Source organism: Microbacterium sp. Root180 (assembly GCF_001428485.1).
Classification (GTDB): Bacteria; Actinomycetota; Actinomycetes; order Actinomycetales; family Microbacteriaceae; genus Microbacterium.
In genome coordinates this window covers 647172-672562 of the sequence record NZ_LMHS01000003.1, presented here as the reverse complement: position 1 = coordinate 672562, position 25391 = coordinate 647172, and the positions used below count along the sequence as shown (strand labels likewise).

General features: G+C 70.5%; 30 protein-coding genes. 16 read left to right on the top strand and 14 right to left on the bottom strand.

Going from position 1 to position 25391, the window contains the following annotated elements; genetic code table 11:
* Nucleotides 1-36 precede the first annotated feature (36 nt).
* Nucleotides 37-1230, bottom strand: coding sequence for a low temperature requirement protein A (locus tag ASD93_RS10650; protein ID WP_056122065.1), 1194 nt, complete (start codon nucleotides 1228-1230; stop codon nucleotides 37-39).
* A 138-nt stretch (nucleotides 1231-1368) separates the two neighbouring features.
* Between ASD93_RS10650 and ASD93_RS10645 the strand changes: the two genes are divergently transcribed.
* The 3 genes from ASD93_RS10645 to ASD93_RS10635 all read left to right on the top strand — a co-directional run bounded on the left by ASD93_RS10645 (nucleotide 1369) and on the right by ASD93_RS10635 (nucleotide 3554).
* The gene (locus ASD93_RS10645) at nucleotides 1369-1977 is read left to right on the top strand and encodes a TetR family transcriptional regulator (protein ID WP_056122063.1); all 609 of its coding nucleotides are present in this window, start codon (nucleotides 1369-1371) and stop codon (nucleotides 1975-1977) included.
* 66 nt (nucleotides 1978-2043) lie between these two features.
* Nucleotides 2044-2823 (top strand): ABC transporter ATP-binding protein, encoded by a 780-nt coding sequence (locus ASD93_RS10640; RefSeq protein ID WP_056122062.1) that lies wholly within the window; start codon nucleotides 2044-2046, stop codon nucleotides 2821-2823.
* On the top strand, nucleotides 2820-3554 hold the full coding sequence (locus ASD93_RS10635) for an ABC transporter permease (RefSeq protein ID WP_056122059.1): 735 nt from the start codon (nucleotides 2820-2822) through the stop codon (nucleotides 3552-3554). The genes ASD93_RS10640 and ASD93_RS10635 overlap by 4 nt, the downstream gene beginning before the upstream one ends.
* A 30-nt stretch (nucleotides 3555-3584) precedes the next feature.
* Here the strand turns inward: ASD93_RS10635 and ASD93_RS10630 are convergent, their stop codons facing one another.
* Complete coding sequence (locus ASD93_RS10630) at nucleotides 3585-4025, bottom strand: MarR family winged helix-turn-helix transcriptional regulator (RefSeq protein WP_056122057.1); 441 nt, start codon at nucleotides 4023-4025, stop codon at nucleotides 3585-3587.
* 43 nt (nucleotides 4026-4068) lie between these two features.
* On the opposite strand from ASD93_RS10630, the gene ASD93_RS10625 reads away from it, so the two are divergent.
* A complete protein-coding gene (locus tag ASD93_RS10625) occupies nucleotides 4069-5865 on the top strand; it encodes a DUF2207 domain-containing protein (RefSeq protein WP_056122055.1) in 1797 nt (598 codons plus the stop codon).
* Between the two features lie 193 nt (nucleotides 5866-6058).
* Here the strand turns inward: ASD93_RS10625 and ASD93_RS16255 are convergent, their stop codons facing one another.
* Together ASD93_RS16255 and ASD93_RS16175 are read right to left on the bottom strand one after the other, a co-directional pair.
* Nucleotides 6059-6892: an HNH endonuclease signature motif containing protein gene (locus tag ASD93_RS16255; protein ID WP_268777967.1), complete on the bottom strand. Its 834-nt coding sequence runs from the start codon at nucleotides 6890-6892 to the stop codon at nucleotides 6059-6061.
* Between the two features lie 46 nt (nucleotides 6893-6938).
* Nucleotides 6939-7553: DUF222 domain-containing protein (locus ASD93_RS16175; RefSeq protein ID WP_268777956.1), on the bottom strand; the 615-nt coding region annotated here is incomplete at its 3' end.
* A 647-nt stretch (nucleotides 7554-8200) separates the two neighbouring features.
* Between ASD93_RS16175 and ASD93_RS10615 the strand changes: the two genes are divergently transcribed.
* The 6 genes from ASD93_RS10615 to ASD93_RS10590 all read left to right on the top strand — a co-directional run bounded on the left by ASD93_RS10615 (nucleotide 8201) and on the right by ASD93_RS10590 (nucleotide 11949).
* Complete coding sequence (locus tag ASD93_RS10615) at nucleotides 8201-8758, top strand: alternate-type signal peptide domain-containing protein (RefSeq protein WP_056122050.1); 558 nt, start codon at nucleotides 8201-8203, stop codon at nucleotides 8756-8758.
* A gap of 89 nt (nucleotides 8759-8847) precedes the next feature.
* Entirely contained in the window at nucleotides 8848-9399 is a 552-nt protein-coding gene (locus ASD93_RS10610; RefSeq protein ID WP_056122048.1) for a hypothetical protein, read from the top strand.
* Nucleotides 9400-9445: 46 nt separating this feature from the next.
* Complete coding sequence (locus ASD93_RS10605) at nucleotides 9446-10348, top strand: hypothetical protein (RefSeq protein ID WP_056122046.1); 903 nt, start codon at nucleotides 9446-9448, stop codon at nucleotides 10346-10348.
* A complete protein-coding gene (locus tag ASD93_RS10600) occupies nucleotides 10345-11064 on the top strand; it encodes a signal peptidase I (protein ID WP_082569283.1) in 720 nt (239 codons plus the stop codon). The genes ASD93_RS10605 and ASD93_RS10600 overlap by 4 nt, the downstream gene beginning before the upstream one ends.
* A 70-nt stretch (nucleotides 11065-11134) precedes the next feature.
* Nucleotides 11135-11491 carry an HNH endonuclease gene (locus tag ASD93_RS10595; protein WP_056124371.1) on the top strand — a complete coding sequence of 119 codons (357 nt, stop codon included), beginning with the start codon at nucleotides 11135-11137 and terminating at the stop codon, nucleotides 11489-11491.
* On the top strand, nucleotides 11488-11949 hold the full coding sequence (locus ASD93_RS10590; protein WP_056122044.1) for a GNAT family N-acetyltransferase: 462 nt from the start codon (nucleotides 11488-11490) through the stop codon (nucleotides 11947-11949). Before ASD93_RS10595 ends, ASD93_RS10590 begins: the two co-directional genes overlap by 4 nt.
* 82 nt (nucleotides 11950-12031) lie before the next feature.
* On the opposite strand, the gene ASD93_RS10585 is transcribed toward ASD93_RS10590, so the two are convergent.
* Nucleotides 12032-12865 carry an esterase/lipase family protein gene (locus ASD93_RS10585; protein WP_056122042.1) on the bottom strand — a complete coding sequence of 278 codons (834 nt, stop codon included), beginning with the start codon at nucleotides 12863-12865 and terminating at the stop codon, nucleotides 12032-12034.
* 10 nt (nucleotides 12866-12875) lie between these two features.
* The gene (locus ASD93_RS10580; protein WP_056122040.1) at nucleotides 12876-13538 is read right to left on the bottom strand and encodes a TetR/AcrR family transcriptional regulator; all 663 of its coding nucleotides are present in this window, start codon (nucleotides 13536-13538) and stop codon (nucleotides 12876-12878) included.
* Between the two features lie 110 nt (nucleotides 13539-13648).
* Here ASD93_RS10580 and ASD93_RS10575 point away from each other — a divergent pair, with 110 nt between their 5' ends.
* Nucleotides 13649-15115 (top strand): MFS transporter, encoded by a 1467-nt coding sequence (locus ASD93_RS10575; protein WP_082569282.1) that lies wholly within the window; start codon nucleotides 13649-13651, stop codon nucleotides 15113-15115.
* Here ASD93_RS10575 and ASD93_RS10570 read toward each other — a convergent pair.
* Complete coding sequence (locus tag ASD93_RS10570) at nucleotides 15099-16109, bottom strand: GlxA family transcriptional regulator (RefSeq protein WP_082569281.1); 1011 nt, start codon at nucleotides 16107-16109, stop codon at nucleotides 15099-15101. The two genes, ASD93_RS10575 and ASD93_RS10570, sit on opposite strands and share 17 nt — an antisense overlap.
* A gap of 128 nt (nucleotides 16110-16237) precedes the next feature.
* On the opposite strand from ASD93_RS10570, the gene ASD93_RS10565 reads away from it, so the two are divergent.
* From ASD93_RS10565 to ASD93_RS10550, 4 genes are all read left to right on the top strand, one after another.
* Nucleotides 16238-17305 (top strand): class I SAM-dependent methyltransferase, encoded by a 1068-nt coding sequence (locus ASD93_RS10565; protein ID WP_056122036.1) that lies wholly within the window; start codon nucleotides 16238-16240, stop codon nucleotides 17303-17305.
* Nucleotides 17306-17380: 75 nt separating this feature from the next.
* Nucleotides 17381-18088, top strand: a complete 708-nt coding sequence (locus tag ASD93_RS10560) for a peptidoglycan DD-metalloendopeptidase family protein (protein ID WP_056122035.1) — start codon at nucleotides 17381-17383, stop codon at nucleotides 18086-18088.
* A gap of 81 nt (nucleotides 18089-18169) precedes the next feature.
* Nucleotides 18170-18364, top strand: a complete 195-nt coding sequence (locus tag ASD93_RS10555; protein ID WP_056122033.1) for a hypothetical protein — start codon at nucleotides 18170-18172, stop codon at nucleotides 18362-18364.
* Between the two features lie 59 nt (nucleotides 18365-18423).
* Nucleotides 18424-19257 (top strand): aldo/keto reductase, encoded by an 834-nt coding sequence (locus ASD93_RS10550; protein ID WP_056122031.1) that lies wholly within the window; start codon nucleotides 18424-18426, stop codon nucleotides 19255-19257.
* A 77-nt stretch (nucleotides 19258-19334) separates the two neighbouring features.
* On the opposite strand, the gene ASD93_RS10545 is transcribed toward ASD93_RS10550, so the two are convergent.
* The 7 genes from ASD93_RS10545 to ASD93_RS10515 form a co-directional block, all read right to left on the bottom strand.
* On the bottom strand, nucleotides 19335-20075 hold the full coding sequence (locus ASD93_RS10545; protein WP_056122029.1) for an SDR family oxidoreductase: 741 nt from the start codon (nucleotides 20073-20075) through the stop codon (nucleotides 19335-19337).
* Nucleotides 20076-20269: 194 nt separating this feature from the next.
* Complete coding sequence (locus ASD93_RS10540; RefSeq protein WP_056122028.1) at nucleotides 20270-20455, bottom strand: DUF1918 domain-containing protein; 186 nt, start codon at nucleotides 20453-20455, stop codon at nucleotides 20270-20272.
* 61 nt (nucleotides 20456-20516) lie between these two features.
* Nucleotides 20517-20741, bottom strand: coding sequence for a hypothetical protein (locus ASD93_RS10535; protein WP_056122025.1), 225 nt, complete (start codon nucleotides 20739-20741; stop codon nucleotides 20517-20519).
* A gap of 47 nt (nucleotides 20742-20788) precedes the next feature.
* Nucleotides 20789-21205, bottom strand: coding sequence for a VOC family protein (locus tag ASD93_RS10530; RefSeq protein WP_056122023.1), 417 nt, complete (start codon nucleotides 21203-21205; stop codon nucleotides 20789-20791).
* Between the two features lie 97 nt (nucleotides 21206-21302).
* The gene (locus tag ASD93_RS10525; RefSeq protein WP_056122021.1) at nucleotides 21303-21680 is read right to left on the bottom strand and encodes an STAS/SEC14 domain-containing protein; all 378 of its coding nucleotides are present in this window, start codon (nucleotides 21678-21680) and stop codon (nucleotides 21303-21305) included.
* Between the two features lie 149 nt (nucleotides 21681-21829).
* Nucleotides 21830-22801 carry a DNA-3-methyladenine glycosylase family protein gene (locus ASD93_RS10520; protein WP_056122019.1) on the bottom strand — a complete coding sequence of 324 codons (972 nt, stop codon included), beginning with the start codon at nucleotides 22799-22801 and terminating at the stop codon, nucleotides 21830-21832.
* A 189-nt stretch (nucleotides 22802-22990) separates the two neighbouring features.
* The gene (locus ASD93_RS10515; protein WP_056122017.1) at nucleotides 22991-23746 is read right to left on the bottom strand and encodes a winged helix-turn-helix domain-containing protein; all 756 of its coding nucleotides are present in this window, start codon (nucleotides 23744-23746) and stop codon (nucleotides 22991-22993) included.
* Nucleotides 23747-24316: 570 nt separating this feature from the next.
* On the opposite strand from ASD93_RS10515, the gene ASD93_RS10510 reads away from it, so the two are divergent.
* Nucleotides 24317-25348, top strand: coding sequence for a LacI family DNA-binding transcriptional regulator (locus tag ASD93_RS10510; RefSeq protein ID WP_056122015.1), 1032 nt, complete (start codon nucleotides 24317-24319; stop codon nucleotides 25346-25348).
* Nucleotides 25349-25391 lie beyond the last annotated feature (43 nt).

The window sequence follows — 25391 nt, the reverse complement described above, 5'->3', positions numbered from 1 at the left end:
CGAGGGCGGCCTCGCGTCGGCTCTCGCGGACCCCTGCTACCCGCCGCCCCGGCGGCCGCGCCGGACCCGTCCGACGGTCTCGCCGATCGCCACGGCCACCAGGATCAGCGCCGCCAGCACCGTGAGCATCAGCACGTCGAGGGTGCCGACGGTGAGCGCGACGACGGCGAGCGCCACCACTGCGATCACGCCGCCGACCTGTGGGCGCGGCCACCGCTTCTCGAGCCTGCGGCGGAACAGCACGGTGCCGGTGAGGAAGAGCAGCGGGCCGCCGAGAACCGTGATGCTCGGTGCGAGGCCGTGGGCGTGCGGATGCGACAGCGCCTCCTTGTCGCCGACGCTGAGCAGCACGAGTCCGGCGATGATCGCGAGGTGGATCCAGGTGTAGGCGGTGCGGGCGAGTCGGCCCGGTTCGTCGGATGCCTCGATCGCCTCGGAGCCGATCCGCTCGCCGTGATCGAAGTAGATCCACCAGGTGGCCGCGGCGGCGACGAATGCCGAGGCCATCGCGATGATCGACTCCGGCGACGACTCCTTCGCGGTGAAGGCGAAGCCCGTGACCAGGAGGCTCTCGCCGAGGGTGATCAGCACGAACAGGGCGGTCCGCTCCGCGATGTGAGGGCCGGAGAGGTCCCACGCGCTGATCAGCACGCGCCCGTGCCGCGGCACGGGAAACCCGAGCGCCGTGCCGAGAACCTCGAGCCCGAGGGCCGCGATCCACAACGGCAGCTGCCAGGGGAGCGGCAGCAGCGCGCCGACGATCCACAGCACCCCTCCCGCCGCCGTCCAGACCAGCACCCGCACGAAGTCCTGCGAGATGGCATGGTCCTGGCGCGCGGTCGCCCACACGATGAACCCGGTCCGGCCCACCTGCAGGACGACGTAGGCGATCGCGAACGCCCAGGCGCGATCGCCGAACGCCTCGGCGATCGACACACTGAGCACGAGGGCGACGAAGGCCAGTGCGATGACGGCGCCCCGCACCGGAAGCTTCGCCGGATCGAGCCAGTTCGTGACCCAGGTGGTCGAGACCCAGGCCCACCACAGGGCGCACACCATGATGACGCCCTCCAGGACGCCGATCGGCGTCTGGTTCTCGTAGAGGTACGCCGACAGCTGCGTCAGGGCGAAGACGAACACGAGGTCGAAGAACAGCTCGACGTAGGTGACCCGGTCGGCCCGCGGAGAGTCGGTCGGCCGCATCACGTTGCGCGTCATCCCGAAGGCCATGGCTCATCATGGCACCCGGCCCACCGGTCCCCGAGTCCGGGCTTGCCGAGAACGCACGAATGACCGATTCCGGCGGTCGGGGACGGTCATTCGTGCGCTCTCGACGAGCGGAGGGCCGGGCGGTCGTAGGCTGTGCGCGTGGCGGAGTACGTGGTCCCCGCGCCGAAGCGGCGCCGCGGCCGGCCGCGCGCGGGGGAGTCCGATGCGCGCGACCGGATCCTCGCCGCCGCGGTCGAGGAGTTCGGCGAGGCCGGCTACGACGGGGCGACGATCCGCGGGATCGCCGCCCGCGCCGGTGTGGACTCCGCGCTCGTCCACCACCACTTCGGGACCAAGGCCGACCTCTTCGGCGAGACCATCGAGGCGCCGATGCGGCCCGACCTCGCGCTCCCCGAGATCCTCGCCGGGCCCCGCGACCGGGTCGGCGAGCGAATCATGCGGTACATCCTCGAGACATGGGAGCAGCCCGAGGTGCGCCGGCGCGGAGTCGTCCTGCTGCGCAGCGCGATCGGCAACAAGCTCACGACGCCGCTGCTGGCGGGCTACCTCTCCCGCGAGCTGCTGTCGCGCATCGCCCGATCGCTCGACACCCCCGACGCCGACCTGCGCGCCGCGCTGGCCGCGTCGCAGATCGCCGGCATGCTGATCGCGCGCTACGTCCTCCGGCTGCCCGCCCTGGCCGAGGCATCCGTCGACGACCTCGTAGAACGCGTCGGCCCGACCGTCCAGCGCTACCTCTTCGACTGACACTCTCGCCGGGAAGGGCACGGGGCCTTGACCGCGTGCGGCGAGGGGCGAATAATTCATCACGTGATGAATAAATTGCCGGCGAGCGCCGTGGAGGTCCGTGGCCTGCACGTCAAGCGCGGCACGACCGAGGTGTTCACCAGCCTCGACTTCGACATCCCGCGCGGCCAGATCACCGGCCTCATGGGGCCGTCCGGATGCGGCAAGACGACGCTCATGCGGTCGATCGTCGGCGTGCAGAAGGTGGCCGGGGGCACGGTGACCGTGCTGGGCGACCCCGCGGGCACGTCGACGCAGCGCCGCCGCGTGGCCTACGACACGCAGGCCGCGTCGGTGTACGGCGACCTGACGATCGAGCAGAACCTCCGCTACTTCGCGCGCATCATCGGTGCACCGCGATCGGATGTCGAGCGCGTCATCGACCAGGTCGGGCTCAGTGGTCAGGCGCGCCAGACGGTCGATTCGCTCAGTGGTGGCCAGGAGAGCCGCGTCTCGCTGGCCGTCGCGATGCTGGGCAGTCCCGAGCTCCTCGCGCTCGATGAGCCCACCGTCGGACTGGACCCCGTGCTGCGGGCCGAGCTGTGGGATCTCTTCCGCGGGCTCGCGGCCGACGGCGCCACGATCGTCGTCAGCAGCCACGTCATGGACGAGGCGCTGCGCTGCGATCGGCTGATCCTCATGCGGGCCGGCCGGATCATCGCCGACACGACTCCCACCGGTCTCCTCTCCGACACCGGGCAGACCGATCCGGATGCCGCGTTCCTGACCCTTATCGAACGCGACGTCGCGGGCGCGGGGCACACACCGACCACCCGGCGCGCGGCGCGAGAGGACGGCTCCGAATGAACGGCGTCCGCACTCTCGCCACAGCCGCGCGCGTGCTGCGCCAGCTGAGCCACGATCCGCGCTCCATCGCACTCATGCTCGTCGCACCGAGCCTCCTGGTCGGCCTGTTCGCATGGCTGTTCAGCGAGCAGGACGGCGTCTTCGACATCTACGGGCCGCCGATCCTGGCGCTCTTCCCGTTCATCATCATGTTCCTCATCACCTCGATCACGACGCTCCGCGAGCGGCGCTCGGGGACGCTCGAGCGGCTCATGACGACCCCGCTCGGCAAGGCCGACTTCATCGTCGGCTACGCCATCGCCTTCGGGCTCATGGCGATGCTGCAGGCGGTCGTGACCGTGTCGTTCGCCGTGTGGGTGTGCGGTCTCGACACCGAGGGTCCAGTGTGGCAGCTCGGGCTGGTGGCGGTCACGGATGCCGTGCTCGGCATGGCGCTCGGACTGCTCGCGAGCGCCTTCGCGCGCACCGAGTTCCAGGCTGTGCAGTTCATGCCGCTCATCGTCTTCCCGCAGATCCTCCTCGGCGGACTGTTCATGCCGCGTGACGAGATGCCCCCGGCGCTCGAGGCGATCAGCAACTGGCTGCCGCTGAGTTACGCGATCGACGCCATCAACGCCGTCACCGCCGGGGACGAGGGCTGGGACGTGTACGGCCCGCTCCTGATCGTGGCGGCGTTCCTGCTGGGCTCGCTGATCCTCGCCTCGCTCACGCTCCGCCGACGCACCCCCTGATCGAGGCGGGTGCGGTGCCCGCGAACAAGGTCAGCAGTCGGGCTGCTTCTTGCGCAGCTTTGCAGTGAGGTCGCGCAGCTGGGTGAGCTCGTCGTCGCTGAGCAGCGACATCCGCTCGGCGATCGCGCGTCCGTGCGCGCTCGCGAGCCGGCGGAAGAGACCGGCTCCGGCATCCGTGGCCCGCACCAGCGCGCCACGCCCGTCGTCGGGATCCGCGCACTTCGCGATGAGGCCGCGCACCGCCATGCGGTCGACGAGGCGCGAGACGCTCGGCTGGCTGATCAGCATGTTCGCGGTGACGTCGCGCAGGCGCGCGGTCATGTCCTGGCCGCGGGTCACCGTGAGAAGGACGTCGTACTCGGCCTGACTGAGCGTCTCTTCGTCGAAGTCGTCGTTGATGTCGTCGAAGACCTCGTGCTGCGCGCGGAACAGGCTTTCCCACGCGTCGATGGCCAGCCGTCGATCGGTCATAGCGACAAGAGTAGGGCCAAAGTCGAACCCTTAGGCTGAGCGCATGGGGACAGTCTCGTCCGTTGCCGCGCACGCCCGCACGCTCATCGTGGTCGCGCTCGCGGTGGTGCTGACGGTCGGCTCCGTGGTGTGGGGAGCGATGCCTCGCGCGCTCGCCGATGTGAACGACTTCGAGTTCGAGAGCCTCGACGTCGTCTACGAGCTCGGCCGCGCAGAGGACGGCACCAGCACGCTCACCGTGACCGAGACGTTCGTCGCGGTCTTCCCGGAGTTCGATCAGAACCGCGGCATGCAGCGACGGATTCCCGACTCGTACCTCGGTGCTCCGCTGCACCCTCGCCTGGTGTCGATCACCGACGGCGAGGGGAACTCGCGCGAGGAGGAAGCCGAGTCGGACGACGACTACTACATCATGACCTCGCGCGCGGGCGACTTCGTGCACGGCCGGCAGACGTACGTCTTCACCTACACGCTCGAGAACGTCGTGCGCCATTTCGAGGACACCGGCGTCGACGAGTTCTTCTGGAACGTCAACGGCACCGAGTGGCAGCAGCCGTTCGGCCAGGTCACCGCGCGCGTGACCATGGCGCCCGACGTCGCCGACGGGCTCACCGGCGCACAGGCGTGCTACGTCGGCTACGAGGGCTCGACGGTCCGATGCGCCATCGCGTCCGGCGGCGCCGCGGTCGAGGCATCCGCGGGTCCCGTGCTCGCGTACCAGACGATGACGCTCGCGATCGGGTTCGACCCCGCGACCTTCGAGGAGTTCGACGCGTCGTATCTCGCGTCGCCGTGGGGGTGGCTGCAGCTGCTGTCGGCCCTGGGCATGGTCGGGGCGCTCGCGTGGGCTCTCATCGTGCGCCGGCGCCATCTGCGCGACGACCCCGGTCGGCCCGTGATCATCGCCGAGTACACGCCGCCGCGCATGGTCGACGCCCTCGAAGGCGCGGTCATGCTCGGGCTCACGACCAAGGCGATCCCGGCCGAGGTGCTCGAACAGGCGGTCGCCGGAAGCCTGCGCATCGTCGAGGGCGAACGCAAGTTCTGGGGCGGGGCCAAGCTGAAGGCGCAGCTCGTGGATCCGTCGAAGGCCGATGGAGACGGGCGGATGCTGCTGGAGGGCCTGTTCCCGAACGGTGTGCCGGGCGAAGAGTTCGAGTTCGGTCGCACGGACACGCGCTTCTCGTCGGCGGCGCAGTCGATCCTGAAGGCGGCCAATCAGGAGCTGGTGAACCGGCGGCTGCGACGCGAGGTGCCCGTACTCGTGCGGGTGTGGCCGTTCCTCGCGGCGATCGGGGCCGCGGTGCTGATCTTCGTGACCGGTTTCGCCGCTCTCGACGGAATGGTGAATCCGCTCGTGCCGATCCTGCTGATCGTGGGCGCGGTGCCGGCGACGATCGTCGTCGGCGGCCTGGTGGCGCGGAAGCCGCTGACCGCACTCGGTGCCGAGACCCGCGACCATCTGCTGGGTCTGAAGGAGTTCATCGAGTGGGCTGAGGCCGATCGCATCCGCATGCTCCAGTCGCCACAGGGCGCGGAGCGCGTGCAGATCGACACCACCGACCGGCGCATGGTCCTGCGCCTGTACGAGGCGCTGCTGCCGTACGCCGTGGTGTTCGGTCAGGAGAAGGACTGGGCGAGGGAGCTCGCGGTGCTCTACGGCCCCGGCGCGTCACCCGTCTGGTACGCGGGCTCGGGCGGGTTCGATGCCTCGTCGTTCTCGGCGGGCATCTCGACGCTGTCGGCGAGCACCGCCTCTTCCTCGTCGACGTCGGGCGGTTCGAGCGGCGGCGGATCCGCCGGCGGCGGCGGTGGCGGTGGTGGTGGCGGCGGGGTCTGAGCCGCTGAGCCGCTGAGTCGCGGAGCGGCTGATTCGCGGAGCGGCTGAGTCGCTGAGTCGCTGACCCGCTAGAACGGCGGTGGGTCGCGGCTTCGCAATTTCCGAGCCGAGCGCCCGCGTCCGGCCTGCCTGGCGACGCGTCGCCTGGGCCCGGGCCCACGCGCGATCCGTCGCCGAGGATCCTCGCCCTCGGCTAGAACGGAGGTGGGTCGCTGCTGGCGCGGAAGCGGACGGTGCTGGGTGGGTGGTCGAGGTGGACTCGGCCGGTGGGGCTGGTCCATTCGAGGGTCCCGTCAGACCGTTGCGTGACGGTCCAGTCGGTGGCGTGCTTGAGGGAGTGGTGCCGGCGGCAGAGGTGGGCGAGGTTGCACGTCGAGGTGGCGCCGCCGAGCGCGGCATCGGTGGTGTGATCCACGTCGCATCGGTGCACCGGCATCCGGCAGCCGGGGAATCGGCATCGTTCGTCGCGGGCGCGCAGGTGTCGGCGCTGCTGTTCGCTGGGCCGGTAGCGGTCCACGGCGAGGACGGTACCGGTGACGGGGTGGGTGAGGATGCGGTCCCAACCTGGTGCGCTGCCGGCGAGGTGTCGCGCCGTTGCCGTGTCGATCGGGGCTCGGCCGGCGAGCTCCGCGGGACCGGCGCGGCCGGCGGGGCCAGCGCGCTCGACGGGCTCGCCGGTCCCGTCGCGGTCGCCGAGCAGTGTCAGTACTGGGACGACGACTTGCACGACGGCGGTGATCGGTTGGGGAGAGCGGGGAGCGGCGGTCGGATCGGCCGTGAGCAGCAGGTCGGCGAGCACATCGGCGCGGACCTGTTCGACCGTGCGGTGATCGGTGTCGCCTGAGCGGTGAGCGGCTTCGGCCGCGCGGCGATCGGCGTCGCTCGTGTGGCGATCGGCGTCGATCGTCGCCGCCACGGGCGGCCCGGGCGCCGGGCGCGCGTCGACCACGGAGTGCGCGAACCGGGTGAGCCGGTCGCGGATGGCGTGGGCGATCGCGGCGGGGAGGGTGGCGATCAGTTGCGCCATGCCGTCGTCGAGATCGACCACCCATACCCCGCGCCGGGTGCTGGCNATCGCGGATGGCGTGGGCGATCGCGGCGGGGAGGGTGGCGATCAGTTGCGCCATGCCGTCGTCGAGATCGACCACCCATACCCCGCGCCGGGTGCTGGCGGCGGCGTGGCGCACGTCGAGGGAGGTGGGGTCGAGTCGGGCGGCGAGGGAGCGCAGCAGCGGTCGCAGCCTGCCCGGCGTCTCCCGCTCGGCCAGCGCGACGGCGGCCGCTTCGAAGTCGGCGCGAGCCGCGGCATCGGTCATCATCGCGCCGGTCTCGAGGATCACCCCCACATGGGCCCGGTCGATGCGCCCGGCGCCCAGCGCCCGGACGGTGAGGGGGAAGCCGCCGGTCAGCACCGATGCTTCCCCCATGCGCCGTTGCACGGTGCGGTCGCTGGCGCGCGTCGCGGCGCCGATCTCCGCGGCGATCGAGCGGCGTGGCATCTCACGTGCCCGGCTGTCGCCCGAGGTGAGCCGCGCGGTCTGCTCCTCGGCCAGCGCCTCAGCCGCCGCGAGGAACGTCAGCTCCAACGCCTGCAGCGCCGCGATCGCGGTGCGCGTCTCGGCGATGCTCGTGACCAGCGAGTCGAGCACCGCGAGCGCGCGTTCGTCGATTGTGGCTGCGGTGGACATGACTCCAGCTTGCCGAGAGCCACCGACATTGGCGACAGAAAAGCCCTGGTCGGTTGTGGAAAACCGCGCGACCCACGCGACTGTGGAGGAGGAGAGGCGTCGCGCGCGCCGCTTCATCGGCAGTGATGCGGACTCCCCGCGCCCGGGCAAGAGTAAGGGCCGGTCGGAGAGGCTCCCGACCGGCCCTTGTCCCTTGCACCAAGAGTGTCCTGCAATCACATGTCGGTAGCTGCCACAGCAAAACAACTACCGTGCTAGCACTCTATAACGGAGAGATAACGACGACAAGGGTGCAGCGTTATCTTTTTGTGATTTCGTTCCGCAGCGCCGCGTAGATCGAGCCGCGAGGCAGGGAACATCACGAAGACGCACCCGGAATCCCCCTGGAGAACGGGCCGGAATCACACCCGCGATGGACCCGAATCGACACCGAGAAGGCCGAGATCGAGCCCTGCAAAGGCGGAACTGAGCCGGCACTGTGCCCAATCCTGCGGTTCGCAGGAGCCTCGTGGATTCCTTGCGGAAACGTTGCGCATCCCCCGTAAGAACCGCAAGTTCGGTCTTCCAGGCTGTTCCCATCAGGCAAAGCGCACAGCAGAGCCGACAGACCAGCGGGCCCCAGACCCGCCAACTGATAGGGGAATGTCATGAAGAAGTCCATGAAGGGCACGATCGCCATCGCAGCCGGTATCGCACTGCTCCTCGGTGGCGGCGGATCGCTCGCCTACTGGCAGGGCACCGCGTCGACCAGCTCGGCCTCCATCCAGACCGGCGAGCTCAGCGTGTCGCTCACCTCGGGCGCAACCTGGCAGGTCAAGCGGGGCGCGACCACGACCGCGATCGCCAACATCTCCACCTTCAAGATGGTCCCCGGCGACCAGGTCATCTACACGGTTCCGTTCCAGACCGTCGCCGCCGGCACCAACCTGACCGCGAGCGGCGCGATCGCCTGGGGCGGCTACTCCAGCATCCCCGCCCACCTGACCTCGTCCGCCACGGGCACGTACAACAGCACCGCGATCAGCGGCACCACGTTCACCGTGGCTCCCAACGCCACGGCCAACGGCTCGCTCGTCTTCACGCTGACCTGGCCCTACGGCGCCAACGCCACCAACGACACCGCGGCCGCGACGATGAACCAGAACTGGAACCTCGGCGCCACCACCGTCACCGTCACGCAGAACCTCAACGGCGCGACCCCCTGACGCTGGTCCATTGACTGAAGGAGCCGGGCGGAACCCGAACCTCCCGGCTCCTTCACCCCCCACTCGCACCACTCGGAAGAGGCAGACGGATGTCGCGCAAGAAGGCTGGAGCTCCCCTCGGGGTCGCCGGACTGATCGCCGGCATCGTCGCCATCGCCGTGGTCCTCGCACCGGGCACCCTGAGCTACTTCGTCTCAAGCAAGCAGACCCAGGCGGTCTCGGTCTCGACCGGCAAGGCCGCTCTCACGATCTCGGGCTCCGGCGGATCGAACTCCGGGGTCTACCCCGGCGGACCGGCCCAGCTCATCGCGACGCGGTCCATCACCAACGGCGGCGACGTCGCCCTCAGCCTGGCCTCCGCCTTCACCGCGACCGGCAACCTCGCCTCGAGCGTCGTGCTCACGATGAGCGTGCAGACCGGCAGCTGCGCCGCGACCCCGCCGGGATCCTGGCCGGCCGACAGCGGCCGGTGGCAGGGCACCACCGCCGGTCTCACCACCTCCGTCCCGACCACGATCGCGATCGGCGCGACCCGCACGCTGTGCGTGTGGCAGAGTCTCGGCGTGAACACCCCGAACGGCACCCAGGGTCAGACTGCCGCCGTCAGCATCACGGTCACCGGCACCCAGGTCGCACCCTGACCGCCCCCACTCCTCCCGACCTCCCGCAGCGAGACGAAAGCACATCATGACGAAGCGAGCCAAGATCATCACAGCGCTGGTCGCTGCGATCGCGCTCGTCGTCGTGGCGCCCCTCTCCGCCGTCGCCTACTGGGTGGTCACCGCCCAGCTCGCCGTCACGGCGCAGGCGAGCACCTTCTCGATCGCTCCGTACGCGGTGGCCACTGCTCCCGCCGGATCGCCCACGAGCTTCACCGGCTGGTCCGGCACCAAGTACTACGCGGCCCCCCTCGCCAACACCGGCGCGACGCCCTGGGCGAGCCAGACGGTCGGCATCAGCGCGGCCTCCGGATTCGGTGCGGCCGCGGTCGCCACCGTCCAGGTCGCCTTCAACACCGCCGCCTCGGCGTGCCAGAACGACGCCACCTACTCGGCCATCACGGCTCAGAGCGCACTCGGCTCGTCGTCGTGGACGTCGACCGCCGTCGTGGCACCCGCCGCCACCATCTACGCGTGCGTCAAGCTCGCCGTGACCGACACCGACACCCAGACCGCGTCGGGTCAGGCAGCACCGGTGCCCAGCCTCACCCTCACGACGAGCGCGACCGCGACACAGGGCAACTGGACCGACACGGAGCAGGCGGCGCTCACCGTCTCGAGCACCGGCTGGGCCGCGTGCACCACGAACACCGGCGACCGCACCGCGACGCTGACGCTTCCCGCGCCGGTGGCGCCCGGCACCTACACGATCGTGCGCAACGACACCGGCGCGACGTACACCGGCACGGTCTCGGGATCCGCTCGCACGACGCTCACGGTCACCAACACGGCCTCCGGAACCGAAGCGGCCACCGACACCTACGTCACCGTCAAGAACTCCGGCGGAACGACCGTGGCGGTCGCGAACCTCACCTTCCGCTCCTACTACTTCCTGTTCGTCTTCCTGATCCGGTCGGCGGCGTGCGCATGAGCGGGGGAATCGTAGACGGCTACTCTCAGCCTCAGGAGCGGATCGTCGACGAGGAGGACACCGCGATGACGGATGCCGGGACTCCCGCGTCTCCCGCTGATGCTCGCGGCGGCGACGACGACCGGATGTCGTTCCCTCGCATGCTGTTCAACGCGCTGTCGTGGGTGCTGCTGGCGGCGATCGCGCTCCTGGCCGTCGTTGTGGTGGTCGTGCCACTCGTCACGGGAGCGAAGCCGTACACGATCCTGACCGGGTCGATGGCGCCGCAGTACCCGCCCGGCACGCTCGTCGTCGTCAAGCCGGTCGACGTCGCGGAGATCAACCTCGGCGACGTGATCACGTATCAGCTCGAGTCGGGCAAGCCCGAGGTCGTGACGCACCGCGTCGTGGCCGTGGGTGCTGATGCCGAGGGCGAGCCCATCTTCATCACCCGCGGCGACGCCAACGACGGCGATGACCCCGAGCCCGTCCAGCCCGTGCAGATCGTGGGCAAGCTCTGGTACTCGGTTCCCTACATCGGCTGGATCAACAACGTCGTGACGGGTCAGGCCCGTGCTCTGGCGCTGCCCATCCTCGTCGGAGGCCTCTTCGTCTACGGCATCGTCACCATCGCGCTGGGATTCCGAGACCGTCGCCGCGAGAAGGCGGCTCTCGCCGAGGGAACGCGCGGATCCGACACGACCTCACCCGAGGACGATCCCGCAACGGAGCAGTGAGCTCGGACCACCGCACGTGGCCGGGGCGCGGCATCCGCTCCTCGTCCTCGGCTCCCGCTACGCTCGCGGCATGCCGCTCAGCAACACCCGTCGGGCGCGCGCCGGCCGCCGTCGCGCGCGGCGCGTCGCCGCCGCCGACAACGACCTGACCCTGGACGAATGGGAGTCCATCGTCGAGGCGTGGGGCGCCTGCGCGTACTGCGGCGCGGTCGCCGGTCCGTTCCAGAAGGACTGCGTGCTGCCGATCTCGCGCGGAGGCCGCTACACCGTCGGCAACGTCGTGCCCGCCTGCCGGTCGTGCAACGCGAGCAAGAGCAACGACGAGGTCACGTCCTGGCTGCGCCGCAAGCGACTCGACGAGCGCGCATTCCTGCTCCGGCACGTCGAGATCCTCGGCGCCTGGCGTTCGACGGGCGGTCTCGCATGACCATCGCCGTCCGCCCCTATGAGCCCCGCGATTGGGACGACATCCGGCGCATCCATGACGCCGCCCGCCTCGACGAGCTCGGCGGCGCCGGGCTGCTGGAGGCGTACCTCGATCTCGAGGCGACGTACGAGAACGAGGGCCTCTTCGACGACGAGGTGTTCGTTGCCGAGCTCGACGGCCGCGTCGTGGGCTTCATCGCCGGTTCGTCCGACGAGATCACGTGGGCCTACGTGGACCCCGCGCGGTACCGCCGCGGCGTCGGTCGCACGCTCGTGCAGCACATGCTCAAGCGGGCTACGGGACCGGTCGAGCTGGAAGTGCTCGAGGGGAACAGCGCCCGGGCCTTCTACGAGGCCGTCGGATTCGTGTGGGAGTCCACGAACACCGGCAAGCTCGCGGGGAACGAGTCGTTCCAGGCCACCGGCCACACGCTCGTCTGGCGTCCCGCGTCGGACTGACCTTTCTCGCCGCCGGAGAGCGTCTGGAACAAGGGTGAGGGCGGATGCCGCGGCACAGCTCTGATCCGAGGGCGGCGGCCGATCAGTGCGCGGCGAGCAGGCCGATGCCCTCGAGCACCGCGTCGTGCGTCTTCGTCGAGCCGAGCACGCGGAAATGGCCGGGAGCGGGCACGACGATGTTGGTCGCGCCGTCGAGCGCGCTTCCCTCGGGGATGTGCGGGTCATACGGTGCGAACACCGACACGATGCGACCGTTGACCGAGGTCTCGCGCCCGAGCATGACGATCGTCTCGTCGCTGGGGAGGAAAGCGCGGATGCTCGGCACGAGGAACAGGCGCGCGCGCCGGGCTCCGCCGAAAGGCGTGGCGACGGCGACCAGTCCGAGCACGCCCAAGGACGGGCGCCCGGGGTCGGGAGGCGCGGCCGCGGCCGCTGCGGCAGGGTCTCCGCCGGCGGATGCCTCGGCCGCCGCCGCTGCGGCCACACCGGTCTTCACCAGCAGATGCTTGCCGATGAGCCCGCCCTTGCTGTGCGCGACGAGCACGCGCCCGGCGGTCGCGACCGGCAGATCGGCCAGCACGCGCGAGAGACGCTCCGCCGTCTCGGGGATCCCTCGGCGGTTGACCCCGAGCCCGTGGACGACGCGCACGCGGTGCCCGGCGGCGGCGAGCGCGTCGCCCAGCGGTCGCAGGAACGTCCAGTGCTCGTAGACCCCGGGGAGCAGGACCACCTCGGGCAGTCCGGGCGAGCCGACCCGCCACGCCGGCGGCGTCGGGCGACGGCGCCCTATGGCCCACGGCGTGGCCAGGATCGCCAGTTGCCGCCGAGCGGCGTAGACGTAGTCCGCCGTCCACCAGAGCGCCCGCTGCAGGCTCCACGGCTTCCCGCCGTTCGGTGCGGCGCCGGCGGGGGTCATGGCCGAAAGTCTAGGGTGCGGCCGCCGTGGTGACGGACTCGGCGGTGCCTCGCACGCCGACGATGGCCGCTTCGACCACGCCGGCCGCCAGCGCGTCGATCACCTCCGGTGGCTGCCATTGCACGGGCCCGTGGACGGCGATCTCGGCGAAACCGTGGACGGCCGACCAGCACGGCCATTCGGCGAACGGCCGCCGCTCCGGGGTGAGGGCTCCGGCATCCACCATCTCGTCGAGGGTGTCGAGCAGGAGACGGAACGGGGCGACGATCTCATCGTCGAGCGTCACGATCTCTTCCCCGCCCTGCGGGTCCTGGGTCGCGAAGGCCAGCGCGAACCACCCTCGCTCGGCGCGCGCGAAGTCGATGTAGGCGAGGCCCACGCGGCGCAGACGCTCGATCGCGGCCGCTGCGGCGGATTCCGCGGGCGGAGCGGCGTCGACGCGCGCGAGGATCGCCCGGGCGAGGGCCGTCTGCGCCTCGGCGGCGACCGCGCGGATGAGGTGCTCGCGGTCCGCGAAATGCCGGTACGCCGCGTTCGGCGAGACGCCGGCGGCGCGCGTGACCTCGCGCAGCGACACCGCGGCGGGACCGCCGGTGCGCGCCAGGCGGAGGCCCTCGTCGATGAGCGCACGTCGGAGGTCCCCGTGATGATAGGTGCTTAGCTGTGCAGCCATTGCCCTGCCTCACAAGAATATGTACGGTGTGAACATCAATGTATACGGTGTCCACATCGAGCGTAGCCCACCGTGCATCCCCCATCCGCCCACACGCTGAAGGACAGCCGATGAGTCAGCCGACGCCCGCACCGACGACGGACGACGATCAACTCCAGTCCGCGCCCGGGCCGCGCACCGTCCGCGCCTTCTACCAGGTGCTCGCCAACACGGCGCTCGCGAACGTGACGTCGAGTTTCCTGTGGTTCGCGCTGACGTTCTGGGCGTATCTCGAGACCGAGTCGGTGCTTGCGACCGCCATCATCGGCGGCTCCTACATGCTCCTCGTCGCCGTGTTCGGCGTGGTGTTCGGGGTGATCGTCGACCGCATGAAGAAGAAGGCGGTGATGGTGCTCTCGAGCCTCGTCACGCTCTCGACCTACCTCATCGCGGGTGCCCTGTACCTCACCTTCCCGGAGAGCGTCCTCATCGACTGGGGTGGACCCTGGTTCTGGGTTTTCGCCGGCGTGATCCTCGTCGGCGGTGTCGTCGAGAACCTCCGGAACATCGCCCTCTCGACGACCGTGACGCTGCTGGTCCCCTCCGATCGTCGCGACCGCGCGAACGGTCTCGTCGGCGCCGTCCAGGGGATCGCCTTCATGGTCACGAGCGTGTTCTCGGGCCTGTCGATCGGTCTCCTCGGCATGGGCGCGACGGTCGTCATCGCGATCGCGGCGACCGCGGTCGCCCTCGTGCACCTGCTGTTCGTGTCGATCCCCGAGCGCGGCATCGCGCACGTCGAGGGCGAGGCGCCGAAGGGATTCGGGTTCCGGGAGGTCATCCCCGCCGTGCTCGCCGTGCCCGGACTGCTCGCGCTGATCCTCTTCACCACCTTCAACAACCTGGTCGGCGGAGTCTTCATGGCCCTCATGGACCCCTATGGCCTGACGCTGTTCTCGGTCGAGGTGTGGGGCGTCATCCTGGGCATCACGAGTATCGGCTTCATCATCGGCGGCGGGCTGGTGGCGAAGTTCGGGCTCGGCAAGAACCCAGTTCGCACGATGCTGCTCGTCAACATCGGCATCGCGATCCTGGGCATGACGTTCGCGATCCGCGAATGGTGGTGGCTGTACGCCCTCGGCATCCTGATCTTCATGTGCCTCATGCCGATCGCCGAGGCCGCCGAGCAGACGATCGTGCAGCGGGTCGTGCCGTTCGAGAAGCAGGGCCGGGTGTTCGGCTTCGCGGCCAGCGTCGAATCCGCCGCCGCGCCGATCTCGGCGTTCGTGATCGGGCCGATCGCGCAGTTCTGGCTGATCCCCTACATGGACTCGCCTGCCGGGCAGGAGTCCCTCGGCTGGCTGCTCGGTCCGGGCGAGGCGCGCGGCATCGCCCTGGCCTTCCTCGGCGCGAGCGCGCTGCTGCTGATCGTGGTGATCCTCGCCTTCGTCTCCAAGCCCTATCGCGAGCTCTCCCTGGCCTACGCGGCGGCACCGCCGTCGCTGCACACAGACAGCGAGGGGACGGATGCCGCATCCCCGACGGATGCCGCATCCCCGGCCCCGGCGGCCCGAGCCCCCGTCAGCCCGAGGTCGTGACCGACGGCACGCGGAACCGGCGTCGGTAGGCGGCCGGGCTCACTCCCGTCACTCGCTTGAAGAGCCGGCGGAAGAACGCCGGGTCCTCGTAGCCGACCGCCCATCCCACCGCCTCGACCGAGTCCTCGCTGCGCTCGAGCCGGCGCTTGGCCTCCTCGACCCGCACGCGCTGCACGTAGGCGAGCGGACTGACTTCGGTGGCCTCGGTGAATCGGCGTTTGAAGGTGCGCTCGGCAAGGCCGGAGCGCACGACGAGCTGCTCGACCGGTGCCGCGACCGAGAAGTGCGTGCGCAGCCAGTCCTGCGCATCGGCGACGACGGCATCGCCGTGATCCCTGCGCCCCTCGAACACCATGTAGGGAGCAAGGCCGTCCTGGTGCCACTGCAGCGCGAACATGCGCGCCGCCTCCTGCGCCACGGCCGCTCCCGCGTACCGGCCGGTGAGATACAGCACCAGGTCGTGCCACGTGGTCGATGCTCCCGAGGTGATCAGCTCCTCGCGGGTTCCCGTCACCATGAGCGCGCGCTCCGGGTGCACGCGCAGTGCGGGACGCGAGACCTCGAGGTGGCGGGCGTAGTCGTAGTGGACGGTGACGTCGCGGTCGTCGAACAGCCCGGTCTCGGCGAGCAGGAAGATCCCCGAGCAGGCCGAGCACAGGAGGGCCCCTTGCGCGTGCATCCGCGCGGCCCAGTCGACCAGCGCGGGGTAGCGCCCGCGCTTCCACCCGGCCGGGCCCAGAACGACCGACGGCACGATCACGATGTCCGTCGCCGGGAGATCGGCGACGGCGCGGGCGACGGGAACCGGCACGCCGCTGACCCCCATCAGCGGTCCCTCGCGCTCCCCGACGATCTGCGCGCGGAACGGCGGCGGCCCGGAGCCGATGCCCATCAGTTCGAAGGAGTTGAGCACGTCGAGGACGCCGAACATCGTCGCGACGCCCGCATCCGGCAGCGCGACGACGCTCACCGTGAGCGGGCGTGGGTCGGCCATGGCGTCCTCCTGAGACCACATCGTGGCACGAATGGACCGAAGGAGGGTCGGGATGCCCCTCAACACCGGGGCGCAGCATCCCGAGCATGGAATCACACCCCATCGAACGGACCCGAAAGGACCGACACATGAACACCACGACCGTGGATGAGACAGCACTGCAGGCATTCGTCCTGAAGGCGGTGGACGACCTGGGCGCCGGCTACCTCGGCGTCATGGTGAGCCTCGGTGCGAGGCTCGGCCTCTACCGTGCGCTCGCCGAGGACGGCCCGCTGACCACCGCCGGGCTCGCCGCCCGCACCGACTGTGCCGAGCGCTACGTGCGCGACTGGGCCGCCTCGCAGGCCGCGGCGGGCTACCTCGAGTACGACCCCGAACAGCAGACGTTCGCGCTGACGCCCGAGCAGGCGCTCGTGCTGGCGAACGAAGAGAGTCCGGTGTACCTGCCCCCAGCCTGGAACGTGCCGGCGGCGATGTGGTCGGATGAGGCCAAGGCGCTCCACGCGTTCCGGACCGGCGAGGGGATCGCGTGGGGCGATCACGACCCTCGGCTGGCCCACGGCACCGCGGCGTTCTACCGCAACGGGTACCGCGCCGCTCTCACCTCGCAGTGGCTCCCCGCTCTCGACGGTGTCGTGGACGCGCTCGAGCGCGGCATCGCGGTCGCCGACGTCGGCGCGGGCCACGGCCACACGACCGTGATGATGGCCGAAGAGTTCCCCCGATCTCGCTTCCACGGATTCGACAGCCACGGGCCATCGGTGTCGGAGGCGCGGCGCAACGCGCGCGCAGCCGGGGTCGAGGACCGTGCGGTATTCGAGCAGGTGCGTGCCGACGAGTACGACGCGCTCGGTTTCGGGCTCATCTGCTTCTTCGACGCGCTGCACGACATGGGCGACCCGCTCGGCGCGCTCCGGCATGCGGCCGACGCGCTCACTCCCGACGGCTCGCTGCTGCTGGTCGAGCCGAACGCCGCGGACCGTCTCGAGGACAACCTGACGATGATCGCGCAGACCTACTACGCCGCATCGAGCATGATCTGCACCGCACACTCGCTCGCGGACGGTGGCGAGCTCGTGCTGGGTGCGCAGGCCGGACCGGCCCGACTCGAAGAGGTGCTCCACACCGCCGGGTTCAGCCGGGTGCGCGTGGTCGCCGAGACCCCGTTCAACCTCATCATCGAGGCCAAGCGCTGAGCGCACCCCGTCCTGGGCGGCAGCCGGTCGTGACGACGACTGCCGCCGAGGGCGCTGCGGGGCTACTGTCGGATCGTGCCCGAGGGACTCGAAACCCCGGTCGTCGTCGAATTCCCGCTGCGCGGGGAGAACTGGGTCGCGGTGACCACACCGGTGGCCGGCGTGCCCAGCCACGGCGTCGACATCCTCGGACAGCGATATGCGTACGACTTCGTGAAGGTCGACGAGCGTCCCGGCATCCACGTCCACCCGTCTTCGGCCTTCGTCGCTGCGACGATCGGCGCCCGCACCTCGCGCTGCTACGCGTGGGGCGAGGAGATCCGCGCCCCTTTCGAGGGAGAGGTCGTTGCGGCGGTCGACGGAATGGCGGAGCGCGGATGGGTCAATCCGCTGCGCGAAACGGTGCGCGGGATCTGGAACGGCCTGACCTTCCGCCCGGACAAGATCCCCGCGATCCTCGGCAACCACGTGATCCTCCGCGCAGGCGCGGTGTATGCCGGCTTCGCGCACATCGCCCCGGGCACGGTCGCCGTGCAGCCGGGGCAGCGGGTGCCGGCGGGTGCCGTCCTCGGACGCGTCGGACACACGGGCAATTCGACCTCGCCGCACCTGCATTTCCAACTCATGGACAGCGCGGACCTCCTCGTCGCCGAGGGCATCGCCTGCGCCTTCCGCGCCTACGACGTGCGGCAGGGCGCCGAATGGGTCCGGATCGAGTCGGGGTTCCCGGGTCAGCGCGAACGGCTGCGATCGGTGACCGGCGGCTCGGGGGACGGGCGCTAGCTCCGTCGTGCCCGCACCGCAAGCCCCCTGCGTGAGAGGCGACGGGGCGCCTAGCGTTGCGGAAGCCGAAACGATTCCATCATGACCAGCAACCCCGTTCCTCCCGTCATCCCGCCCGCCGACGACGGCGACCGATTCGACGCCGCGGACGTGCTCGATGGCGACGACCGGCCGCTCGACCCCGACCTGGACGACGACCGCCAGACCAGCGCCGCCGCCGACGAGCGTGCCGCGCGCGAGGGCGAGCTCGACGGCGACATCGAGGACCGACCCTGATCCTCGGCCCGCGCCCGGGGGCGACCCCGCCACGGCGCCAGGAGGGCCAGGATGGAACCATGACCTCGATCCCCACCGTGACCCTCAACGACGGCACCGCGTTCCCCGAGCTCGGGCTCGGAACCTACAACCTGCGCGGGGAGGACGGCATCGCTGCGATCGTCTCGGCTATCGAGTCCGGGTACCGGCTGCTGGACACGGCGGTGAATTACGAGAACGAACGCGAGGTGGGGGAGGCCGTGCGCCGCTGCGGCCTCGATCGCGACGAGCTCCTCGTCACCTCGAAGATCCCGGGACGCCATCACGGCTACCAGCAGGCGGTCGACAGCATCCAGGGTTCGCTCGGGATGCTGGGGCTCGACCGCATCGATCTCCAGCTCATCCACTGGCCGAACCCGAGCGTGGGCAAGTACGTCGACACCTGGCGCGGCATGATCGAGGCGCGCGAGCGCGGCCTCGTGCGTTCGATCGGGGTCTCCAACTTCACGGAGGCGATGCTCTCCGAGCTCATCGACGAGACCGGTGTGGTGCCGGCGGTGAACCAGGTCGAGCTGCACCCGTACTTCCCGCAGACCGCGCTTCGTGCATTCCACGCCGAGCACGGCATCCGCACCGAGAGCTGGAGCCCGCTCGCCCGCCGCAGCGAGCTGCTGACCGAACAGCTCCTGCAGGAGCTCGCCGTCGTGCACGACGTGACGCCGACGCAGCTCGTGCTGCGGTGGCACGTGCAGATCGGCAGCACGCCGATCCCGAAGTCGGCCGACGCGGATCGTCAGCGCGAGAACGCCGACGTCTTCGGGTTCCGCCTGACCGACGAGCAGGTCGAGGTCATCTCCGCCCTCGAGCGCGGGCGCCTGTGGGACGGCGACCCCGACACCCACGAGGAGATGTAGGCCACGACTCGCCAAGACACGCCGTTCCCTGCGCACGGGGTCGGCGTGTCCTGGCGAGTGGATGACGGCCGGCCGGGTCAGCGTGCGGCGAGCCACTCCCCGAAGGTCTGGTGACCGAGTACGGCGTCGGCGCCGGGGAGGGCGTATCCGGCGCGCATGCCCTTCATCTGAGCCCCGGGCAGACTGATCGACGGCACCCACCCACGGTGCCCGGTGCGCCGCGCGTACGAGCGGACCATATCGTCCAGGCGCTCCTCGCGGGGTCCTGCGAGATCGCGTGCGCGGCCCAGCGCCGGGCCGGCGGCGATCGCCGCCAGGTGCTCGCCCACCTCGCGCGCGGCGACCGGCTGCACCCGCGCCCGGGGCGCGACGTGCAGCGGGCCGAGCTTGGCGCGGTCGTACAGCTGCCCGGCGAACTCGTGGAACTGCGTCGCGCGGAGGATGGTCCACGGAAGCGGGGATGCCTCGACCACACGTTCCTGCGCCACCTTGCCCGCGTAGTAGTCGTAGGCCATGCGGTCGATGCCGACGATGGAGAGCACCACGACGTGACGCGCACGCGCGCGGTGGGCCGCCTCGAGGAGATTTCCGGTCGCGGTGGTGAAGAACTCCGTCGCCGCGTCGGCGTCGAGCGTCGACACGTTGACCGTGTCGATCACGGCGTCGACCCCCTCCAGCGCGGCGTCGAGGCCGTCGCCGGCGACGAGGTCGACTCCGCCGCTGCGGCTGAGTACGACCGGCTCGTGTCCCGCGGCGCGCACGGCATCGACGGTGGGGCGTCCGACCGTGCCGGTTCCGCCGGCGATCGCGATCTTCATGGGGCGTCCTTTCGGGAGCGGTTCATCCGCTCCTGAGCATTCATTGGATCCGGTGTACACGTCCGATTGTGCGGGAGAAAGCACGGAAGAGCGGGGCCCGTGGGGTGCTTTCGCCCGCACAAACGGACGGAGGGGGACGTGCGCAATCCAGAGAAGCTCACGCTGAGGCGGGAGTGAACCCGACTCCGGGCCGCTCAGGTCTCGTGCCGGATCTCGCAGTCGCTCCCCGGAGACAGGATCGCCTCATGACCGTCGTCGTAGCGCACGACGAGCAGCGGGGTGTCTTCCTGACCTCGCACCTCGATGACCTCGCCGGCACGCTCGGCCGACCCGACGGTGCGCCCATGGATGATCACACGGTCGCCGACGCTGGCTCGCATTCGGATCACCTCCTGGCGCTCACGATACGACTCGCGGGCGAGGGGCGGAAGACGGATGCCGTTACAGCTGTGCGCCGTTGTCGTCGCGGTTGTCGATGCCGACGCTGCGTCCGCGCCAGGACTCGTAGGCGATGAGCCAGCCGATCGACACCGCGAAGGCGAGGAACAGGCCGACGAGCAGCTGGCCCCAGATCATTCCGAAGACGATGCCCAGCGTGAAGATGAGCACGGTGCCGAACGCCCAGCCCGAGTGGCCGCGGGTCCAGCGCTTGCGAGGTGTGGTCATGTGGACAGCCTAGGGCCCGGGCGACGGCCGGCGAGCGTCCTGCGGTGTCACTCGGGCGTCGCGTTGAGCGCCAGCATCCAATCGATCCCGAAGCGATCGGTGAGCATGCCGAATCGACCGCCCCACGGCGGGGTGGCGAAGGGCATGACGGTCGTGCCGCCGGCGGACAGGGCATCCCACCACCGCTGCAGCGCGGCCTCGTCGTCGCCGCTGACCGACACCGAGATTCCCGCCGGCCGGCGGTACTCCATGCCCGTCGGCGTATCGGCCCCCATCAGCACGAACCCGTCGGGACTCGTGAGCTGCGCGTGCATCACCAGGTCGTTCTCGGCGGGGTCCTGCACCATGCCCTCGAACTGCCCGAACGTCGAGACGTCGAGTTCACCGCCGAACACCGACTGATAGAAGGTCATCGCCTCACGAGCCTGATTCTGGAACGAGAGGTAGGGATTGAGGCTGGGCATGTGGTTCTCCTGGAGACGAGGACAGCGGATGCCGCGCCCGGCCGCGTGGCGGGAGCCAGTGTGCTCCCCGCCTCCGACATCCGCCAGTGGCGGTGCGTCAGTCCTCGCGCGGCCCCTCCGCCGCCCACGCGACGGCGTCGTCCACCGCGTCCACCCCGAAGATGCGCAGCTCGCACGGGAACAGGAACGAGATGCCGTGGATGATCTCCGCGATCACGGAGTGGTCCGTCACGAGTGCGATCCTGCCCCACACGTGCGCCGGCTTGCCCTCGAGCTCGGCATCCTTCCACAGCGCGCCGAGCGAGTAGCGCTCGAACTCCTCGCCGAGCACGAACACGAGGTTCACCTTGTTCCCCGCCTCGACGGCGGCGTCGATGGCCGGGTCGAGAACCGACTCGTAGTCGGCGGCGTCGACGGCGCCCACCGCGCGGAACCCGAGGACGCCGTCCGGCAGCCCGTGCATCGTCTCGATCATGGGCTCATCCTGGCGTGCCGCCAGGGGGCGACCCGCGCGACGCGCCGATCGCGCCCGGCCGATACGGCGGGTAGCGGCATCCGTCCTCTGGCCGTACGCGCGCCCTGCCGGGCCCGGGAGATCCTGCGCCGGACGCCGCCCGTGCAGGGTCAGCGGTCGCGATGGTCCTCCGGATGCAGACGCGGGGCGCGGCGGGGCTCGTGCACGCCACTGGCGTAGATGAGACGGATCACCCGCTGCCGATGGCCCGCCCACGGCGCCAGCAGTCGCAGCATGTCGTCGTCCTCGACGCGCTCGCCGGTGAGCGCGTAGCCCACCTCGTGCGCGAGGTGGAAGTCGCCCACGCTCACCGCGTCGGGGTCGCCCAGGGCGCGGATGCGCGTCTCGGCCGAGGTCCACGCGCCGATGCCCGGCTGGCTCACCAGCACCCGGTCGACCGCTTCGCCGTCGCTCGCCGCGAGCACGGCCCGCACGATCGAGTCGCCGCGGCGGGCGACGCGCACGACGGTCTTCGACTGCGGAGGCTCGAGCCCTGCCCGGTGCCACCCCCAGGACGGGACGCGCTGCCAGCCGTCGATCGTCGGCGGCGCGAACATCGGGCGCGGCGTCGGGCCGGGGGCGCGCTCGCCGTACCACGTGAGGATCCGGCGCCAGGCGGCGAACGCCTGGAGACCCGTGATCTTCTGCTCGAAGACCGCCGAGGCGAGGGCGTCGAAGACGAGGCCGCTGGCGCCGAGCCGCAGGCCGGGGTTGCGGCGGTGGGCTTCGGCGATGAGCGGATGCCGCGCCGCGTCGAACGTGGTCGCATCGTCGTCGGCTCCGCACAGCGCCGGGAGCTGACCGAGCGCCCATTCACGGCCCGGACCCCACGCCGCGGCGCGCACGACACCAGGATGGGTCTCACGGACGGCGAGAGTGGCGATGCCCTCCGGTGTGCGGCTGGCACGCCAGATCACCGAGCCGGCGACGGTCATCGACGGGTCGTTCGCACCGCGCCGCTGCACGAGCAGCGTGCGGTGCAGATCGAGCGGATGCCGCGGCCGGTACTCCGTCTCGAGCGGCCGCTCGTACGCAGGCCGGGTGTCGCGCGTGACGGGGCGGGTCGGCGCGACGAAGGTCATGCCACGACGATACGCCCCGGGCTCCGACATCCGGAGTGGACCGAGTCGGAAGCCGCCCGGGCGCATAACTCCTGCACATGGTGCAGGAGCACGACCCCGGGACGCGCCGTGACGCGCCACCTGCACGCCGCCGCAACGGAAGTGCAGGAGTTATGCGCCGCCGGAAGGGAGGCAGACCGGCGCGGAGGGTCAGAAGCGGTCCGGCGAGGGAGTGCCGTGGCCGTAGCGGATGACGACGTCGGCGTGACGGTCGAAGCGGTAGCCGACGCCGCGCACGGTGCGGACGATGTCCTCGTAGCGTCCGAGCTTCGCGCGAAGGCGGCGGACGTGCACGTCGATCGTGCGCTCGCCCGGTGCCTCCTCCTCGGTCGCGCCCTGCCACAGGGAGGTCACCAGCTCGGTGCGCTCGATCGTGCGGCCCTCGCGCAGCACCAGGTACTGCAGGAGCTCGAACTCCTTGAAGGTGAACGCCGCGGAGTCGCCGTCGATCAGCACGCGCTTGCGGGAGATGTCGACGACCACGCCGCCGCCGGCGCGGTCCTCGTCCTCGGGCTCCTCCTGCTTGGTGCGGGCGATCGCCGAGGGCTCGTGCAGTGCGAGGCGCACGACGTCGACGTCGCGGCCGCCGGATCCGACGGGGGCGAGCGCGACGGTGGCGTACGTCTCGGCGCCGGGGGCGAGCTCGCCGAGGGTGCGTCGCAGGGCGTCGACGAGCACGCCGAGGCTGACGCCGGATGCCGCGGCCTTCGCCTCGTCGATGCCGACGTACAGGGCGAAGCCTCGCGGAGCGGTTCCGGCGGGCAGGTGGCGCTGGGCGGCGGGCGCCTCGGCGGCGGGTGCCGGCGCCGAGGCGCTCGGACTCTGGCTCGTGACGGCGCGCAGGTGACGGACGGGGGCGTCGGTGCTGATGGTGGTGGGACGCTCGAGGAGGGCGGTGGTCGACATGATGATGGTCCTAGCGGGAGGGAGCCCGGCCGAAGGATGGCAGGAAGGGGCTCGGATGTGCGTGTGCCCGGTGGGGGCTGTGCCCGTCTTCGGGCGTTGAGCGAGGCATCCGGTCGCGCGTGATCGACGCAGGAATCCGGTGCTTCGGGGACTCGCCAGGCCGTTGTTTCAGAAGCGGCGTGCGGGTCCGGCGGGGGTCACCGTGCTAGTGGCACATTCGACAACACATGGCAACGCGGCCGGCCATCATCATGCCGGCAGCTCCGTTCGCCTCCCAGGCGGACAGGTAGCGTGCGTTGTCAGTCATGCGGCTGATTATGACGGAGTGCGTCCCAGTGCGTCAAATCGCACGGATGCCGCCTCCCATTCATGACGGAATGTGACACATTGCTCAATCGGTCCGGGCGCGGGCGCCGCTTCGAGGGTTAGCGGATCGTGAGCGCGAGATGAGATTTGTTGGCAAATGCCACAAATGCCTTGCGCCGGTGATCGTCGTGTGTCTAACATGCACATCGAAGCGTTTCCGCGAAGCGCTTCGATACGGAACTTCCCACAGACGATGAGGTCGACATGGCGAATATCAACGAGGTGGCCGAGGTCGCCGGCGTGTCGATCAGCACCGTGTCCTACGCGTTGAGCGGAAAGCGCCCGGTCGCCGCCGACACCCGTCGCCGGATCGAGGCCGCCGTGCTCCAGCTCGGCTACAGCCCCAACGCCGGTGCACGCATGCTCGCCGGGTCGCGCACGCAGATCTTCGCTCTGACCGAGCCGCTGCGCACGGACACGCACGCGCCGACCCACATGTCGTTCGTGCTCGCGACCGCGATCGCCGCTCGCCGCAACGACTACGACATCCTGCTCCTGACGGACGAGCAGGCGCAGGCCGGCATGAGCCGCGTGGCGGCGAACGGCCTCGTCGACGCGATCCTCGTCCTCGATGTGGCCCCGGACGACGCGCGCGTCGCGCTCGCTCGGCAGATCGCGACTCCCACCGTGTTCATCGGGATCCCCGACGACAACGACGGACTGATCTGCGTCGACCTCGACTTCGAGGCCGCCGCGGCGCAGGCGGTCGACCTTCTCGCCGACGCCGGTCACCGCTCGATCGGACTCGTGGGCCAGACCGAGACCGCGTACGTGAAGTCGAACTTCCCTCCGCGTGTGCGCGCCAGCGTGCTCGAGCGGAGTGCCGCGCGCGGCGTGGATGCCGCCTACGGCACGACCGGCTCGAAGCACGCGGACCGCCAGAGCACCCGTCGCACCGTCGCCGAACTGCTGGACGGCGGCGCGACGGCCCTCATCCTGCACTGCGCGGACGACGCCCACGCTGCGGCCCTCGCCGAACTCGATGCACGCGGACTGCGTGTGCCCGAGGACGTCTCCGTCGTGTCCGTCGGCGCGTCGTTCGACCTGACCGCGCTGCCGGTCGCGCTCGACTCCCTCCCGCTCGTGCCCGAGTCCTCGTGCGACCTCGCCGTCGACCTCGCACTGAAGGCGCTGGGGCCCGACCGTCCGGAGCCCGGTGTGCGGCTCATCCCCCCGACCTACACCCCCCGCGGCTCCATCGCCGCGCCCAGATCGTCGGAGGCCGCGGCGGACTGATCGCCGCGGCATCCGATTCGCGTTTCGCTGCCCGTTATCGAAG